Here is a 686-nt window from a genome sequence, read left to right on the forward strand (position 1 = left end):
GGCGGTGGCTACCTCGCGCCCGACGTCGAGGTCGACGGCGAGCAGTCCGCCGCGGCCCTCGGCGCCGGCGCCCGCGCCGGTGCCCGCGGACAGCGGCCCGCCGCGAGCGACGCGCCCGAGGAGATCGAGCTCGACGAGAGCTGGTGACCGCGCCGGCGACGTGATCACGTCAGGAGCCCCCGACCCGGCCGGGTCGGGGGCTCCTCTCGCGTGAGCCGGCGCGTTCGCCGGGTGGAAGCCGGTCCGTCAGGCGTAGGGCCGGACGGTGAACGTCCTGTCCCCCAGGCGCACGGTCCCGCCCGGCGGGACGACCAGCCGCTCGCCGGGCGCGCCCCGGACCGCCGAGCCGTCGGCGCTCAGGACGGCCGTGCCGTTGGCCGAGCCGTTGTCCTCGACGAAGAACCCGTTGTCGTCGATGCCGAAGCGCGCGTGGGTGCGTGACAGCGAGCGGCCCGGGTCCTCGATCTCGATGACGTGGTCCACGCGCTCGCCCGCGGGTGCCTGCGGGCGACGGCCCACGTAGCCCGGCCCGGACACCGTCATGGCGCGGCCGTCGTCGAGCGTCACGACGTAGGACCTCGCGGCGGCGGCGGGCGGCGGCGGGGGCGTGGAGGCTGCCGCGGCGACCTCGGCCGGAGGCGGCGGGGGCGTGGGCGTGGGCGTGGGCGTGGGCGCGTCGGTCCGCG

Annotated in this window: 1 protein-coding gene; it reads right to left on the minus strand. The window is 78.6% G+C overall.

Annotated features, from left to right (window positions below):
• Positions 1–246: 246 nt before the first annotated feature.
• A partial coding sequence (locus IDM29_RS16905) for an FHA domain-containing protein (protein WP_223148455.1) occupies positions 247–686 on the minus strand: 440 nt, incomplete at its 5' end.

Source organism: Actinotalea sp. JY-7885, assembly GCF_014525465.1.
In the GTDB taxonomy this organism is placed as follows: Bacteria; Actinomycetota; Actinomycetes; order Actinomycetales; family Cellulomonadaceae; genus Actinotalea.